The organism is Acinetobacter sp. D009 (genome assembly GCF_038562025.1).
In the GTDB taxonomy this organism is placed as follows: domain Bacteria; phylum Pseudomonadota; class Gammaproteobacteria; order Pseudomonadales; family Moraxellaceae; genus Acinetobacter; species Acinetobacter pittii.
This window is the reverse complement of the sequence record NZ_CP151886.1, coordinates 2,006,837-2,021,675: the sequence shown is the minus strand read 5'-3', so window position 1 is coordinate 2,021,675 and position 14,839 is coordinate 2,006,837. Positions and strand designations below refer to the sequence as shown.

The following is a 14,839-nucleotide window of genomic DNA, read 5'->3' as shown; positions in this document are numbered from 1 at the left end:
AGCCAATCCCTAAATTGGGATTGGCTACGGTATTAATATTTAAACTTTACAGCAACTGTATAGTTGGCTGGAGCGCCATAAAAAGCTTGCCCATCGGGGAAACTATTTAAATATTTCTTGTCAAAAATATTATTACCATTTGCTTGAAGCGTAATATAATCATTGACTTCATAGCTTGCCATTAAATTGACTAAAGCATATGCATCTTGTTTGATCGTACTGTTTACATTTGAATCATATAACTTTATCCCATCTTGCCATTGTAAACCTGCACCAACTTTCAGTTTAGGTAAAACTGGCGGAGTATAGGTGGTTAGCAAGTTAAGTGTCTGGTTTGGATTGTAGGTTCTTGCCTCGCCACCATTTTTAGTATCTTTAATACTAAATTGAGCATAACCGAAAGAAAGATTTACGTTATCAGTAATTTGACCTGATAGACCGACCTCTACACCTTGTGACTCTAAATCACTCGTTGGTACTTTTCGATTAAGTGGATTTCCATCAGAGCTGCGTAGAGGGTAATTATTTTGTTCAGTTTTAAATACTGAAAGTGTGCCTGTTAAACGGTCATCTAGCCATGAACTTTTTACGCCCATTTCATAGCTTTTACCATCAATAGGTTTTAAAGCTTGATTCGTATCTTTATCAATACCAGTTTGAGGACGGAAAATTGAGGTGTAACTCATATAACCTGTATATTCAGGTGTAAAGTTATAAGTTAGTCCAACATATGGTGAGACTTTACTTTCACTATATGACATTGGTGAACCATAACTTTCACCTTTACTTTCAGCTTGGACATAGTTTGCACCAAGTAAAAGTTTTAAATCTTCATTAAGATGTAAGCGTGTCGCAGCATAGATGGAATTAATATTCTGCTTATAGTTTGCAGCTTCTGTGAAATCTGACCAAGTTATAGATTGCGGTGTCCAACTTGACCAATCGATAGTGGTTGATTTTATAACCTTACTATCGTTAATCGTTCCTGTAGATTGTTTATCTTGCTGATGACTACGTACATAGCTGTAGCCTAAGGATGCCTCATGTTCTCGATTGAAAAGTTTATATGTTCCTTCGAGATTAAAATCGACAGCATGTTTTTCTTGGTGCTCTTGACCGCCCCACGGGGTTAGAGAAACGCCTGATCCATCAGCTTTTGGATAACCATAGTAATAGAGAAGACGGCTATTATGCTTCGTATCAAGATAGTTGTAAGTTAGCTTAGCAGTCCACTGATCATTAATTTTTTGTTTTAATTCAACAAAAGCATTTTGTGTCTCATTATCCCAGTGTGCCCAGTCAGGGTTTGGATTATATGAGCGATCATATGAAATTTGTTTACCATTGGCATCTAATAAAGGCAGAGAACCCCAGTTATTTGCATTAGGTTTATTTTGTTCTTGGCTATAACCTGCGGTAAGTAAAGTGCTATCTGTCAAATCAGCTTCAATAATACCTGCGAAACCATTTTTCTCAGAAGAATACCGATCAAGGTAAGAATCACCAGTTTGTTCATAGCCCATAATACGGCCACGTACTTTTCCACTCGGTATTATTGCGCCAGAGACATCAGCTTCATAACGCTGCGTATCCCAAGAGCCATAACTTACGCCACCACTTGCTTGGAATTCTTGAGTCGGGCGTTTTCGAATATTATTAATTGTAGCGCTTGGATCACCAAATGCATTAGTTAAAGAGTCAGCTCCTTTAACCACTTCTACACGATCATAGAAATAAGTATCAGGATTCGTATTGTTATAGTTATAACCTGAGAGGGGAAAACCCACGCCGTCAGTTAATATATTTGAAATCTCAAAGCCACGAGCCATATAGGTAGTTCGCTCAGTTTCTTGATTAGATACTGTTACACCAGGGGTGTTTTTTAAAACATCGCGAGTACTAGTAAGACCAAAATCTTCTATTTGCTGACGAGTAACGACGTTAATGGTTTGAGGAGTTTCTTTAGCCTCAATATTAAGCTTGGTTGCACTACTCGAATTTTTAACATTATATGCTTTAGTTTGTTCAGAAGACTGTTCAGCATTTGATGCTTTAATTTGAATCGTCTGTAAAGCTTGTACCTCTGAGTCTTGAGCATAAGAGAGGTTCGCATAACAAATCGCGCAGGCGATTACGGTAAGCTTAAATGGTCGAGGTGGGATATTCATAAGATTAAAGATAATGTAAATAATTCTCATTTATTTTATTGTTTGTGAATGTAAGCTACAATTCAAATAACATTGTTAATTTAGATTAAAAAGTAGGTGATGAATGTAATTTTAGATAGTAATAATCCATGTTTACTTTTAATACCGAGATTTCTTTCGAGTTCAAGATTGGGAAACCTATATGCTAGAATGCGTTATTTCAAATTCTTGGGTAAGTCGCCTTGGCAAATCGAAAACTTAAAATAGGCATTGTAGTTGGGGAAGTTTCTGGAGATACGCTCGGCGTTAAGCTTATGCGTAGTTTCCGAGAACAAGGAATCGATGCCGAATTTGAGGGAATCGGTGGTCCTCAAATGATTGCTGAAGGTTTTAACAGTTATTACCCAATGGAAACTCTGTCTGTGATGGGAATTGTTGAGGTCTTAAAAGACTTAAAAAAGCTATTTGCCGTGAGGGATGGTCTAATCAGTCAATGGACTCAAAACCCAGTTGATATTTTTATTGGAATTGATGCACCTGACTTTAACCTCAGACTTTCAAAAAGTATTAAGGAAAAGAATCTTCCAATAAAAACTGTTCAATATGTGAGTCCTTCGGTTTGGGCATGGCGCCAAGGACGTGTTCACGGCATCAAACAGAGTGTCGATTTAGTACTGTGCTTATTTCCTTTTGAAAAAGTCTTCTATGAACGATATGAAGTTCCAGCAGCATTCGTAGGACATCCATTAGCTAAACAATTACCGGTTGAGAATCCGATTCAAATTGCCAAACAACAATTAGGTATTGATGAAAATCAGAAATATATTGCTTTGTTACCAGGTAGCCGAAAAGGAGAAGTGGAACGACTTCTTCCTATGCTGCTGGGGGCTGCTAATATTTTGAATACGAAACATCCAGACATTCAATTTTTGATTCCCGCGATTAACGATGCTCGTAAACAACAGATTGAGCAGGGTGTCGAACAATTAGCACCTCAGTTAAAAGCAAAAATTCATATTTTAGAAAATACGGATAGTGAATCTAAAATTGGCCGTATGGTCATGAATGCGAGTGACATTATCGCTTTAGCATCTGGAACGGCGACATTAGAAGCAATGTTAATGCACCGACCGATGGTCACTTTCTATAAGTTGCATTGGTTAACTTACTTAATTGCCAAGTTTTTAGTGAAAATTCCTTATTATTCTTTACCCAATATTATTGCGGGTAAAAAAGTAATTGAAGAACTTATTCAAGCCGATGCAACACCAGAAAATTTAGCAGCTGAAATAGAAAAACTGATGAATGTGGAAACTGCTCAAATTCAAGTGATGCAACATTTAACTATGCATAAACAGCTTATTTCTGGAAATACAGAAGATCCAGTACAGGCAATCCTAAAAGTACTTGAAAAGTAAAAAAAGGCATTCTTATGAATGCCTTTTCTATTTATGCACGTACGATGAGCTCATAACCCGTATATTTACGAATGTTGATAACACCAATGTCAAAAATTAAATATTGGCCTTTAATACCTTGTAATACACCGCGAATTTTTGGTGTTTTATCCAGATTTAGAGACTTAATTTTTTCAGGATATTGCTCAACTGGGTAAACAAACTCACGTGGTAATTCGTTTTCTAATAATTCAACAGTTTCGTTAAATTCAAGGTTTTGACTGAATTCCTCACGAATAGATTGAATTTTAGGTGCAAACTCTTCAATTAATTGATCACGTTGTTCAACCATATTTAACGGTTCAGCTTCGCCTTTGAGAAGTTTACGCCAATCTGTCTTATCAGCAATTAAAGAGCCAAACATGGTTTCAAGCTGACCAGATAAACGGCGTGATCCAACTTTTAAAATAGGTAAGGCTTGAGTTGCGCCTTGATCTAACCAACGACCTGGCATATGGCTAACGCGGGTAATTCCCACTTTTAAAGCACTAGAGTTTGCCAAATATACAATATGAGGCTGGAAACAAACATTATGGGCAAAATCATCTTCACGGCATGTGCCTAAATGATAGTGACATGTTTCAGGTTTCATAATGCAAAGGTCACATTCCGCTTTCGTTTTAAAACATTTAAAGCAGTGACCTTGAGAATAAGATTTCGGTGTTTTAGTGCCACATGACGTGCAATAAATATTACCTGTCCATTCGATTTCTAGTTCTTGTCCTAAATTAAAAGGAAGATCAATTTCTGAACGGTCTAATACAAATTTGTATTCAACATTTGCCTTGGTTGTCTGTTGATCAGTTACACTAGCATCTTTTAGGCCTGCATGCATTTTATGGCAAATGCCTTGTAGTTCCATAAAGTTTAAACTCACATCTTTCAATTAAGGGTTGCAGTTATGGCTGAACAAAATGTCATCACTTCTATGCTAGACGATTTAACAAACGAACAGCCCATTCATACTGCACTTTGTATTGGCCAGAAAATTGACCAGAATAACGCAATTCAATGGCACTATTTTACCGTAACTGAGCTTTTAAGTCTGCCTTTTACTCAGCGTTATGATTTGGGTTTTGTATTGTTCGATACTGAGGAAATGCAGAACATCAGCGATATGCAAAAATCACAATTATTAGTGAAGCTAAGAGATTTATTAGCAAAACGCATTGTTGTCGTGAGCAAGCGCAGTGATGAACAGTTATTACGTTCTTTAGGTTTTACGCAACTCATTGATAAAACTTCACATGATAGTGATTTTGCTTTATGGCAATTTAACATCTTGACCTATAAACATGTGCCAGATTGGTTTAATTCAAAATTTTGGGCAAATCCAGAAAACTGGAATAAATTCCGTTGGTAAAAGAGCACTAAATCTCTTTCAAAATTTAACAATTTGGCTTTTGCTGTCTTAACAAGAATCCGCGTATGCTCATGTATAAACCATACATAAGAGTTACACATGACAAATTTAAGCAACATTGTAGAAGTTTTGGCTAAGCAAGCTTTAGGTGGGAATCAGCAAGCAGCAGGTCAAGGTGGTTTAGGTGGAATTTTAGGTTCAGTACTCGGACAAATGGGCGGTAATACTTCATCTGGTACTCAAGGTGGCTTGGGAGGCGTACTAGGTTCTGTATTAGGACAAGTCACTGGCAATAACAACACACCTCAAGCAGGTGGCGGCGTACAAAGTTTATTAATTGCAGTTGTGCCTTTAATCTTGGGTTGGGTGCAGCAACAAGGTGGTTTACAGGCTGCATTAGAAAAGTTGAAAGGTGCGGGTTTAGGAAGTCAGGTTCAAAGCTGGGTTGATCCAAATCAAAGTAATAGCGAAGTTCCGACTCAGCAATTACAGAGTTTATTTAATCCAGCCGATATTGAACAAGTTGCCGAGCAAGCCCAAGCACCAAAAGAGCAAGTTTACGGAGCAATTGCTTCAGTCTTACCTCAGGTTATTGATTCATTAACACCTCAGGGTGACAGTACAGATCATCAAGAAGCAAATCAAGATATCCAAAACGTTATGAACCTTGTAAGTGGTTTCTTAAAATAAGATATAAACTTCAAAAAAGCCGATAACTTTTATATCGGCTTTTTTATATTTAGTACCATAAAATAAAAGGGCATGAGCCCTTTTATTTTAGATATGAATCAAACATAACTGATTAGAAGTTATATTCGATACCAGTACCTACTACAGTTTGCTTGTCGTCATCATTCAGCCAGTCGCGTTTTTGTTGAGCAACAATGCCGTAGAAGCGAGCTTGCTTGTTAATTTGGTAATCAAGACCTAAACCATATAAGTCGATTTTACGATCTGCTTGACCACTTACTTGTGTTTCAGCTGAAGCATATTCTGCTTTCACTTTAAGTTTAGTGTTAGGAATTTTATAAGCAGCTGTTACTGCATATGCTTCTTCCTCTAAACCACGGTAAGCTTTACCAGCTTTATCGATTGAACCATCTGATTTATATGATTGACCATATGCAGTCAAATCATCAGTAGGTTCAGCATGTTGCCATAAAGCACCTACAACAAAACCTGATTTTGCGATGTCATAAGAACCAGTTACACGGTAAGCATCTGTATAAACATCTTTCAGACCATAAGCCGCATATTTACCTTTAATACCAAAGTCACCAGCAGCAGCTACTGCTAAGCCAATATCTTTGTTTTCGTAGCCAAGCGCAGTTGATACAGAGTCGAAACTATCATTTTTGCTATCTTTACCAGTTTCACCCGGTTTGCTATCAGAAGTGCTTTCACCAGTTTGAGCCATGATATTGAATGTTAAACCAGCTAATAATTTAGGGTCTAATTCAAAACCGATCACGTTGTCTAAACGGTTTTCACCATACATGATATTAGTAATATCTAAACGTGTATCGTCATTAAAGATGTCTTGGTTACCACCAGCAGCTGTTTTGAAGTAAGAATCATACTTACCTACTTTTAATGTACCAACACCTTCAGTTTTTAAACCGATAAAACGGTTACGAGCACTAAGGTCAGTATCAGAACCTGAACCATCAGTAGAAATTGCCCATTCAGCTAAATAAACAGCAGATAACTTGTCAGTTAATTTCTCTTCGCCTTTTACCCCAATACGAGAAGAGTTTGAGTTAACTTCGGTAACGTCACTTTTACCATCGAAATTTTTATTATCAACTTGGTTAATAGAAACATTTAGTTTGCCATACAAAGTTGGCGCTGCTTGCACCGCGTTTACGCTCAAAGTTGCAACTGCGGCAGCGAGTAGCAATTTCTTCATTGAGATTTCTCCAAAAGGTATTTAAAAATGGCGTATGCCTAGCTAACTATTTATTTTGTAGTTGACTTATGTACAAAAAGTTACAAAAGCTCACCAACTTGCTAAGCAGTATCGGCAAAATTTGTGACAGAGAAGTGAAGAATAAATGACAGTTTTATGACGTTTAAAATTTAGAAATAAATTAATTGTTTTCATTTTTGATAGTTTTTAGACGAAAAAAAGCGGAGTCTAAACTCCGCTTTAACCATATAAAAATCAGAGAGCTGCTTTAATTTTTTCAGCTAATTCTTTAATTTTTTCTTGATCCCCTAACTCAACAGCATGGCGTCCAAGATGATGCACATTTGTTGGAATTAGGTGAAAATGAACATGTGGAACAGTTTGTCCTGCTGCTGCTCCAGAAAGTTGCATCAATACAATACCTTCCAAATTGAGTGCTTTTTCCATTGCCTTAGCAATCTTTTGAACAATTTGTATAGTATAGGCTGCTACTTCAGCAGGTAAGTCCAGCAGTGTTACAGCAGGTGTTTTTGGAATAACTAATGTATGACCATCGGCTTGAGGCATAATATCCATAAAAGCTAGAACTTGATCATCTTCATAGACTTTTATCGCTGGAAGTTCTCCACGTAAAATTTTTGCGAAGATATTTTGATCATCATATGCCATGTATTATTCCTTTAAAATTATTTACATTTCAATTCTTTTTGACGTTCTTTAATAGCGTCAAGACGTTGTTGCTCTTTGTCAGAAAACTTTGGTTTTGTCGTATGACAGTTTTCATTACCATATTTTTCTTTAGCATCAGGATCTTTAAAACAAAAGCCTTTTGACGCATAAATCAAATTGTAATCATCTTGCAATTTTTGACATTCTTGCTCAGGTGTTGCAGCTTGTACGCCTAAACTAGCAATGCTCACCATGCCAGTAAAAACTGCAACCATAAATTTATTCATGAGCTTTTCCTCAGTTAAAGGTATGAACCTGTACTCAATATAAGGTTTCTTACCAATATTTCAATGACTATTAATTACTCAAGTGTCATTTTGGTTTGAATTTTGGGCAAAAAATGAATAAAATCTTTATATATCAATGTTTTAAAAATAAACAATAAAAACAAAAACTTAACTAAATTTTTATATATCTTTCCATAATTCAACTACTCTCTAATACCTTGTAATTGCTCATAATGAATGAAATAGGGGACTTGCTTCTATTAAATAAAAAATCAAAAAGTTCGTAGAAAAGCCATATTTATGACTCATCTTTTGCTGAAAAGACAGTTTTAGTTTGAATTTTGTTTAATGGAAAAGAAAGATATTAATGCCATGATCAAAAAACAAAGCGTGATAATTATCACATTTTGTATTTTAGGATTAGGTGAAATTCACTAGGCCCATTTATTTTAGACGGAAATGGGCTTCTCTTATTGAAACAGAGACAAAATTATTTTCGACTTTTATTTAAGACTAAAATTCACCTGAAAGATGCATTGATTTTACATATTTAAAGTCTTATTATATGGCCCATAATTGCTGCGTTTGATAGTTTTTTGTTTTTATAGCCTATTTCTCCAAATGAAATAGGCTTTTTTTATTAAAGTCATTTCAAATCATGAAAAATAAACGGTTTATAATGATAATTATCATACACGATATTGTATTTTTGTGATCAAATAGATGGATCACTTTCACAATTGCTCTAGTCGTTACTTTATAGCATCAGACCCTTACATATAGTAATAGTATATCCATCATACTTCCTTAAAGGATCTAGTCATTCGTTAAGACTAAATATTAAAGGAATAGGTGATGCCACAATTTTTACTAATTGCTGAAAGAGTTTATAAAAAATTTGAAGAGCAAAAGCTTTTCTCAGAGGATATGATCGAGCATTTGAATAGCTTAGTTAGTATTATTCGACTAGAGATAAAAGACACTTCATATAAACTAAAATATAACTTTATTGATTTTGAAGAATGTTTAAATAAGCCTGCAAAGGAATGTACAGTTAAACTCGATATCAGCTTAATGCCAACTTATAAGAATAAAAGTGAGTACATTATGTGGTTGGCAAGTTTTATCGAAAAAATTACTCTAGGTGGTAGGGAAAAGTTTCCACCGCTTACAAATAGTTTACTACCGAGCTGTATAGTGACGAATCCTTATGTAACAAAACTGGAGCAGGCCAAGGCCTCTTCTGAAAAAAGTGCACAGATGATTGTAAATTACTTTAAATCATCCGATTATAAAAAAGTTAATAAAGTGCCTTCATAATGAAAATAATAATTTTCTATTAAAACAATAATATTATTGGTAAATGCACTGTTATACGAGGGTTTATTCCACCCAAGCGAATAAAAGCAATAGATTGAATCATGACCTTATTCTTAAATTTGCGTTGATCTTTCGGTGAGCCATTTCGCTAGTTGTGGCCAGAACTCCAGCGCACTTGCCTGACTCGACATGAGGCCCAGATGACCGCCAGGGATGAGAGTAAATGTGACATCTTGGCTACTGGTTAACTGACTTAATGGTTGAGCTGCATCAGCCGTAACCAGTTGATCACTACGACCAGCTCCAACTAAGAGTGAACAGTCAATATTTTTTAATTCGATTTTTTTATCTTTTAATTGAATAGAACCTTGTCTTAATGGATTTTGTAGCCAAACATTGAACAACATGTCCTGATTAATTCCCCCCGGGTAATCAATCATATTATTTAAAAAGCTACTTAGTGTGGCATGTTCTTGTACGAACTGAAGATCATTAAGATTTTTAAGTAATTGAATATGACCATCGAGCCAGCCTTTAGGGTCGAGAATTTTGAAGCCTAAAGAATTTAAAATTCCTGGGCTATGAATCAAACGTTTTGGCAATCCAGAATAAATACGGTCTTGAATTTTTTTATTGCGACCAATCGCGTTGTTTATGGCTCGGTAGAGTTTTCCAATATAACCAGAAGCATAACTGTCTATTGGACTACCAAGAACAATAAGATTTTTAACATAATTTGGATGATTATGCGCTGTATATAAAGTGACGAATATACCTGCCATACTCCATCCGTGAAGCGAGATTTGTTCACTTCTGGAGTGTGTTCTGACAAGTTGTATGGCTTTAGGAATGAAATCTTCAATAAATGATAAAAAGTTAAGATGTCTGTCCTTAAACTTTAAACGGCCCCAATCTACCAAATAGACATCAAAACCAGCATTTTGGAAGTATTTAATAAGAGAACGATAAGGATATAAATCATATATCGCCATATTAATAGCGAGTGGTGCAACGAATACTAAAGGTTCTTTAAATTGTTTTTGAGTAGCTGCGTAATAACGTATACGGGTTTGATTAAATTCACCAATCACTTCGAACGGAGTGCTTTGTGACAATACTAATGTTTGAGGACGAAATAGTCGGGTAGAGAGATGCTTGATTTGACTTTGTTCAGAGACAAGGGACTTTAAGCGTTTCATCTTACTTTTACCAACTATTTATTAAAGTTGAATAAAGTCTAAGCGATAATTTTAAGGTTTACCTTGACCTTAAATACCCTAGACACTCAAAATGATGATAGTTTTTTAGTACATGACCAGTAAAGGCGAACATTTAATGCACCAGTCTGATGATTTAGAATACCAACTTGATACTTTAGCCATTCGTACCGGACATACTCGTAGTTTTGAAGGCGAACATGGCGAACCGATTTTTTTGACTTCATCATTTGTATATGAAAATGCGGCTGAAGCTGCAGCAAAATTTTCTGGTCAGGTTCAAGGAAATATCTATTCTCGTTTTACTAATCCGACTGTATCGATGTTCGAAAAACGTTTAGCAGCTTTAGACGGTGCTGAACGAGCTGTAGCGACGAGCTCTGGAATGGGCGCAATCTTGTCAGTTGCTATGGCATATCTAAAAGCGGGTGATCATGTTATTTGCTCAAGAGCAGTTTTTGGTTCAGTTGTTGCCTTATTTGAAAAATATATTGCCAAGTTTGGTGTAGACATTACATTTGTTGATTTATGTGATTTAGACGAATGGAAAAATGCTGTACGTCCTGAAACCAAACTTTTCTTTGTTGAGTCACCGTCTAACCCTTTAGCTGAGATTGCAGATATACAAGCACTAGCAGATATCGCCCATGCGAATGGCGCATTACTTGCGGTTGATAACAGTTTCTGTACACCTGTTTTGCAGCAACCACTCAAGTTTGGTGCGGATCTTGTGATTTACTCTGCGACTAAATACCTAGATGGGCAAGGCCGTGCATTAGGCGGTGCTGTTGTTGGCAATCATCAGTTGTTAGAAGAAGTTTTTGGTGTTGTTCGTACGCTTGGACCATCAATGAGCCCATTTAATGCATGGGTTTTCTTAAAAGGTCTAGAAACTTTACGTTTACGTATGAAAGCACACTGTGAGAGTGCTCAAATTCTTGCAGAATGGTTATCTACTCATGAAAAGGTAGAGAAGGTTTACTACGCTGGTTTACCAGCTCATGACGGTCATGAACTTGCTGCTAAACAGCAAAATGGCTTTGGCGGTATTGTATCGTTCGTTGTTAAAGGCGAGCGTGAAGGTGCGTGGAAGGTTATTGATAATACTAAGTTTATCTCGATTACAGGTAATCTAGGTGATGTGAAATCGACGATTACCCATCCAGCAACCACAACTCATGGCAAACTTTCTGTTGAAGCAAAAGAAGCAGCTGGTATTCAAGAAGGTCTAATTCGTGTTTCTGTTGGTCTAGAAGATATTAATGATATTATTGGCGATATCTCGCGTGGGTTAGATTTAATCTAATTAAGTTATGTTTGTTATGGAAAAGCCACATAGATTTTAATGTGGCTTTTTTGTTACTTATAAACAACAATAGCAATAAAAAGTCTACGTTTTGTTATAAATCAGTCTAAAATTTCAACGTATAAAAGTTCTAAATTTAATAAAAATAACAAAGAGAGTCTTTAGTCATGCTTAAACCAATAATTATTTTAGTTACGATAGGGGTAGTTGGTCTGGTTGGATATAGAGTATTTGCCCAAAAAGATGAACCAACACAGATGAGTGAAACTGTATTATTAATTAATGATGCAAACAAATCTGTTCAAGATGCTGATCTTTCAATAGAAAAAGCCAATACTTCGTTCAAGAAAGTTCCCTTAAGTGAATATAAAACAAACAATAAAAGTCTACAGGCTGCCCAGTAACTTTTCTAAATTTTACTTTTTTCTACTCATCAAAAGTTTTCTACATAAAAGCTTTATAGTGGATTGACCATAGAAAATAGTTTCATAGATACCAATAGAAAACATTGATTTATTGTGTCAGAATTACGGATTAATTTTGATTTAAACGTACTAACCTCAATGATCTTGATGATCTATAGGGGTAGTAGAAAGAGTTTAAGTTTTGCAGTGTTATGTGACTATCAATATTACTTGAAATATTTGATAGAGATACGGAGTTAGGTTTATGAATATCAATATGCTTATGCAGCAAGCGCAGCGCATGCAAAAAGATATGGAATCAAATATAAAAAAGGCTAAAGAAGAGCTTGCTCAAACTGAAGTACACGCTGAAGCGGGCGGTGGTTTAGTTAAAGTTACAATGACTGGCCGTTATATCGTAAAACGCATCGAAATTAATCCAGAATTACTTCAAGATGAACCAGACATGATTGAAGACTTAATTGCTGCTGCAGTAAATGATGCTGTGCGTCAAGCAGAAGTGATTTCTGAAGAAAAAATGCAAAAAGCAAATTCTGGTATGGGTTTACCACCTGGCTTAGCGGGCATGTTCTAAGGAAATTCAGTGTTTAGCGATAGATTTGAACAACTCGTTCAAGCTTTACGTATATTGCCAAGCGTTGGTCCGAAGTCGGCTCAACGTATGGCTTTACATCTTTTGATGAAAAATCGAGAAGGGGCATTTGCATTAGCGCATGCTTTACATGAGGCTTCAAGTTATATACATGAATGTAGTGTCTGCCATTCTCTGACTGAACATGAAATTTGTGATATTTGCGCCTCAACTGACAGAGATGATCAGTTATTGTGTGTGGTTGAATCACCAGCGGATGTGATGGCGATTGAGCAAAGCGGTAGCTTTCGTGGAAAATACCATGTTTTAGGTGGCCATCTTTCTCCATTAGATGGTATTGGTCCGGAAGAAATTGGTATTCCTTATCTCATTCAGCGTCTAAGCCAAGGTACTATTGAAGAAGTCATTTTGGCAACCAATGCGACGGTAGAAGGACAAGCGACAGCCCATTATTTGGTAGAGGCGACTAAACATTTACCAATACAAATGACGCGTATTGCTCAAGGTGTACCTCAGGGTGGTGAACTCGAATACGTAGATAGCCATACTTTAAGTCAGGCAGTGCATAACCGCATGAGAATGAAATAAGCATTCCGATGCTTATTTCATTAATGAATGTACTATCAATTTGATTAAATTTATTAATTAAATTCAGTTATTAAACATAAATATTATTCTGTCTTTTATTATTAAAGATAGTTTAAATAAAATATGAATATAAGAATGAAAAAGATCTTATAAATTTTAAATAAAGAACATTTGGAGATAAATTTAAAAAGTACAAATAAAAGATCAAAAAATTATCTATTTTCGAAAAATTGTTCAAAAATAGAGTATTCATAAAGGTTTAAGTGGCATTTTTCTGCTTCTATGTTATATATACCAGAGTTTAAAGCACTCTTTGCAATACTTGAGAAAGCATGTTTCAGTTTATCCAACAGCAAACCGAATTGGTTGATGTTCTTCAAAAAATGGATCAATGTTCAATATATGGACTTGATACAGAATTTATTAAGGTTGACACACTCTGGCCTAAACTTGGAGTATGCCAAGTCAATGTAAATGGTGATGTCTATCTGTTGGATGGTGTTTCATTAGATCTAAGTCAGTTTTGGAAAAAGATTTTTCTCGCGCAGCAAAACATTTTTCATGCATGTGGAGAAGATATTGATTTAATCTATCATTATGCTGATCAAGAAGATTTGCTTAATGTGTTTGATACTCAAGTGGGCCTTTCTTTTTTAGGTCATGGCCTGCAAGTGAGTTACCAAGGTGCTTTAAAACTTTGTCTTGATATTGATATTGAAAAAGATCAAACCAGATCTGATTGGTTAGCTAGACCTTTATCGCCTCAACAACTTTGTTATGCTGCTAACGATGTTTTGTATTTAATGAAGTTAGCTCATCATATTCAAGAACAGCTTAAGCAGAAAGGGCTTTATAACTATGTTCTTGAGGACTGTAGTAGTCTAACTAAAGAAATCATTAGTGAAACCCCTAACGAATTACTATATACCGATGTGGGAAATTATCGTCACTCACGTCGTCAGCTAATGCAATTACAAAATTTAAGTGAATGGCGTGAATACATTGTGAAAGCAACGAATCAGCCACGCAGTTTTATTCTTAGAAATTCAACCATGATTGATATGGTTGAAAAGAACCCACGCAATAGCTTTCAACTTTCGCAAGTTAAAGATATTCGTCCAAACGTAGTTCGCGAGTACGGCAAAACGATTTTAGAACTTCTTAAAGATTTGCCAGTCGAAAGCAAATGGCCATCAAAGATTGCAAAACCATTTAAGATTACGTCTAAAGAGACTTTAAATAAAATGGATATGGTACTTGCTCATGCAATAAATGAGACTTCTATTCCTAAAGAAGTGTTGTTGAGAAAAAAATGGTTAAACGCCATTCATCAACATGTTCTATGTCAAGGGGATGAACAGGATTTACCTGACTATCTATTAGGATGGCGTTATGAGTTATTAACGCAACCATTAATCCAGTTGTTTCAAGAAGAAAAACAAAGTTTATCTATTTAAAATGCAATAAATAATTAGAAATTTAAAGGTTCATCATATGATGAGCCTTTTTAACTAAAGCATAATCATGCTGTTAAATTTTTAATTAATTACTATTTAAAA

General features: G+C 35.6%; 15 protein-coding genes. 9 read left to right on the top strand and 6 right to left on the bottom strand.

The features are described 5' to 3' along the window. Window positions 1–32: 32 nt before the first annotated feature. Window positions 33–2,168: a TonB-dependent siderophore receptor gene (locus tag AAC388_RS09580; protein ID WP_342370511.1), complete on the bottom strand. Its 2,136-nt coding sequence runs from the start codon at window positions 2,166–2,168 to the stop codon at window positions 33–35. Between the two features lie 221 nt (window positions 2,169–2,389). Between AAC388_RS09580 and lpxB the strand changes: the two genes are divergently transcribed. Beyond that, window positions 2,390–3,565 (top strand): lipid-A-disaccharide synthase, encoded by a 1,176-nt coding sequence (gene lpxB / locus AAC388_RS09575; protein WP_342370510.1) that lies wholly within the window; start codon window positions 2,390–2,392, stop codon window positions 3,563–3,565. Between the two features lie 31 nt (window positions 3,566–3,596). Here the strand turns inward: lpxB and AAC388_RS09570 are convergent, their stop codons facing one another. Next, the gene (locus AAC388_RS09570) at window positions 3,597–4,466 is read right to left on the bottom strand and encodes a DUF2797 domain-containing protein (protein WP_224991825.1); all 870 of its coding nucleotides are present in this window, start codon (window positions 4,464–4,466) and stop codon (window positions 3,597–3,599) included. Window positions 4,467–4,505: 39 nt separating this feature from the next. Between AAC388_RS09570 and AAC388_RS09565 the strand changes: the two genes are divergently transcribed. Both AAC388_RS09565 and AAC388_RS09560 read left to right on the top strand, forming a co-directional pair. Further along, on the top strand, window positions 4,506–4,967 hold the full coding sequence (locus AAC388_RS09565; protein WP_342370509.1) for a DUF6231 family protein: 462 nt from the start codon (window positions 4,506–4,508) through the stop codon (window positions 4,965–4,967). 99 nt (window positions 4,968–5,066) lie between these two features. Beyond that, complete coding sequence (locus AAC388_RS09560; protein WP_239968671.1) at window positions 5,067–5,657, top strand: YidB family protein; 591 nt, start codon at window positions 5,067–5,069, stop codon at window positions 5,655–5,657. Between the two features lie 112 nt (window positions 5,658–5,769). On the opposite strand, the gene AAC388_RS09555 is transcribed toward AAC388_RS09560, so the two are convergent. From AAC388_RS09555 to AAC388_RS09545, 3 genes are all read right to left on the bottom strand, one after another. Next, the gene (locus AAC388_RS09555; RefSeq protein WP_342370508.1) at window positions 5,770–6,876 is read right to left on the bottom strand and encodes a porin; all 1,107 of its coding nucleotides are present in this window, start codon (window positions 6,874–6,876) and stop codon (window positions 5,770–5,772) included. A 255-nt stretch (window positions 6,877–7,131) separates the two neighbouring features. Further along, complete coding sequence (locus AAC388_RS09550; RefSeq protein ID WP_342370507.1) at window positions 7,132–7,545, bottom strand: HIT family protein; 414 nt, start codon at window positions 7,543–7,545, stop codon at window positions 7,132–7,134. 17 nt (window positions 7,546–7,562) lie between these two features. Then, window positions 7,563–7,832, bottom strand: coding sequence for a YARHG domain-containing protein (locus AAC388_RS09545; protein ID WP_002122146.1), 270 nt, complete (start codon window positions 7,830–7,832; stop codon window positions 7,563–7,565). 855 nt (window positions 7,833–8,687) lie between these two features. On the opposite strand from AAC388_RS09545, the gene AAC388_RS09540 reads away from it, so the two are divergent. Further along, window positions 8,688–9,152 (top strand): hypothetical protein, encoded by a 465-nt coding sequence (locus AAC388_RS09540; protein ID WP_033849959.1) that lies wholly within the window; start codon window positions 8,688–8,690, stop codon window positions 9,150–9,152. A gap of 113 nt (window positions 9,153–9,265) precedes the next feature. Here the strand turns inward: AAC388_RS09540 and AAC388_RS09535 are convergent, their stop codons facing one another. Then, on the bottom strand, window positions 9,266–10,351 hold the full coding sequence (locus AAC388_RS09535) for an alpha/beta fold hydrolase (protein WP_325752791.1): 1,086 nt from the start codon (window positions 10,349–10,351) through the stop codon (window positions 9,266–9,268). A 136-nt stretch (window positions 10,352–10,487) separates the two neighbouring features. Here AAC388_RS09535 and AAC388_RS09530 point away from each other — a divergent pair, with 136 nt between their 5' ends. The 5 genes from AAC388_RS09530 (at window position 10,488) to AAC388_RS09510 (ending at window position 14,737) form a co-directional block, all read left to right on the top strand. Next, window positions 10,488–11,675: an O-succinylhomoserine sulfhydrylase gene (locus AAC388_RS09530; protein WP_032006131.1), complete on the top strand. Its 1,188-nt coding sequence runs from the start codon at window positions 10,488–10,490 to the stop codon at window positions 11,673–11,675. Between the two features lie 167 nt (window positions 11,676–11,842). Continuing rightward, entirely contained in the window at window positions 11,843–12,079 is a 237-nt protein-coding gene (locus tag AAC388_RS09525; RefSeq protein ID WP_342370506.1) for a hypothetical protein, read from the top strand. A gap of 265 nt (window positions 12,080–12,344) precedes the next feature. Next, on the top strand, window positions 12,345–12,674 hold the full coding sequence (locus tag AAC388_RS09520; RefSeq protein ID WP_002113538.1) for a YbaB/EbfC family nucleoid-associated protein: 330 nt from the start codon (window positions 12,345–12,347) through the stop codon (window positions 12,672–12,674). A gap of 9 nt (window positions 12,675–12,683) precedes the next feature. Beyond that, window positions 12,684–13,280, top strand: a complete 597-nt coding sequence (gene recR, locus AAC388_RS09515; protein WP_002113756.1) for a recombination mediator RecR — start codon at window positions 12,684–12,686, stop codon at window positions 13,278–13,280. A gap of 332 nt (window positions 13,281–13,612) precedes the next feature. After that, window positions 13,613–14,737 (top strand): HRDC domain-containing protein, encoded by a 1,125-nt coding sequence (locus AAC388_RS09510; RefSeq protein ID WP_002113905.1) that lies wholly within the window; start codon window positions 13,613–13,615, stop codon window positions 14,735–14,737. Window positions 14,738–14,839: the final 102 nt, after the last annotated feature.

What these genes read in the sequence shown, in the direction of transcription:
- AAC388_RS09580 (WP_342370511.1), bottom strand. Translation starts at nt 2,168, where the DNA reads ATGAATATCCCACCTCGACCATTTAAGCTTACCGTAATCGCCTGCGCG.
- AAC388_RS09570 (WP_224991825.1), bottom strand. Translation starts at nt 4,466, where the DNA reads ATGGAACTACAAGGCATTTGCCATAAAATGCATGCAGGCCTAAAAGAT.
- AAC388_RS09565 (WP_342370509.1), top strand. Translation starts at nt 4,506, where the DNA reads ATGGCTGAACAAAATGTCATCACTTCTATGCTAGACGATTTAACAAAC.
- AAC388_RS09560 (WP_239968671.1), top strand. Translation starts at nt 5,067, where the DNA reads ATGACAAATTTAAGCAACATTGTAGAAGTTTTGGCTAAGCAAGCTTTA.
- AAC388_RS09555 (WP_342370508.1), bottom strand. Translation starts at nt 6,876, where the DNA reads ATGAAGAAATTGCTACTCGCTGCCGCAGTTGCAACTTTGAGCGTAAAC.
- AAC388_RS09550 (WP_342370507.1), bottom strand. Translation starts at nt 7,545, where the DNA reads ATGGCATATGATGATCAAAATATCTTCGCAAAAATTTTACGTGGAGAA.
- AAC388_RS09545 (WP_002122146.1), bottom strand. Translation starts at nt 7,832, where the DNA reads ATGAATAAATTTATGGTTGCAGTTTTTACTGGCATGGTGAGCATTGCT.
- AAC388_RS09540 (WP_033849959.1), top strand. Translation starts at nt 8,688, where the DNA reads ATGCCACAATTTTTACTAATTGCTGAAAGAGTTTATAAAAAATTTGAA.
- AAC388_RS09535 (WP_325752791.1), bottom strand. Translation starts at nt 10,351, where the DNA reads ATGAAACGCTTAAAGTCCCTTGTCTCTGAACAAAGTCAAATCAAGCAT.
- AAC388_RS09530 (WP_032006131.1), top strand. Translation starts at nt 10,488, where the DNA reads ATGCACCAGTCTGATGATTTAGAATACCAACTTGATACTTTAGCCATT.
- AAC388_RS09525 (WP_342370506.1), top strand. Translation starts at nt 11,843, where the DNA reads ATGCTTAAACCAATAATTATTTTAGTTACGATAGGGGTAGTTGGTCTG.
- AAC388_RS09520 (WP_002113538.1), top strand. Translation starts at nt 12,345, where the DNA reads ATGAATATCAATATGCTTATGCAGCAAGCGCAGCGCATGCAAAAAGAT.
- AAC388_RS09510 (WP_002113905.1), top strand. Translation starts at nt 13,613, where the DNA reads ATGTTTCAGTTTATCCAACAGCAAACCGAATTGGTTGATGTTCTTCAA.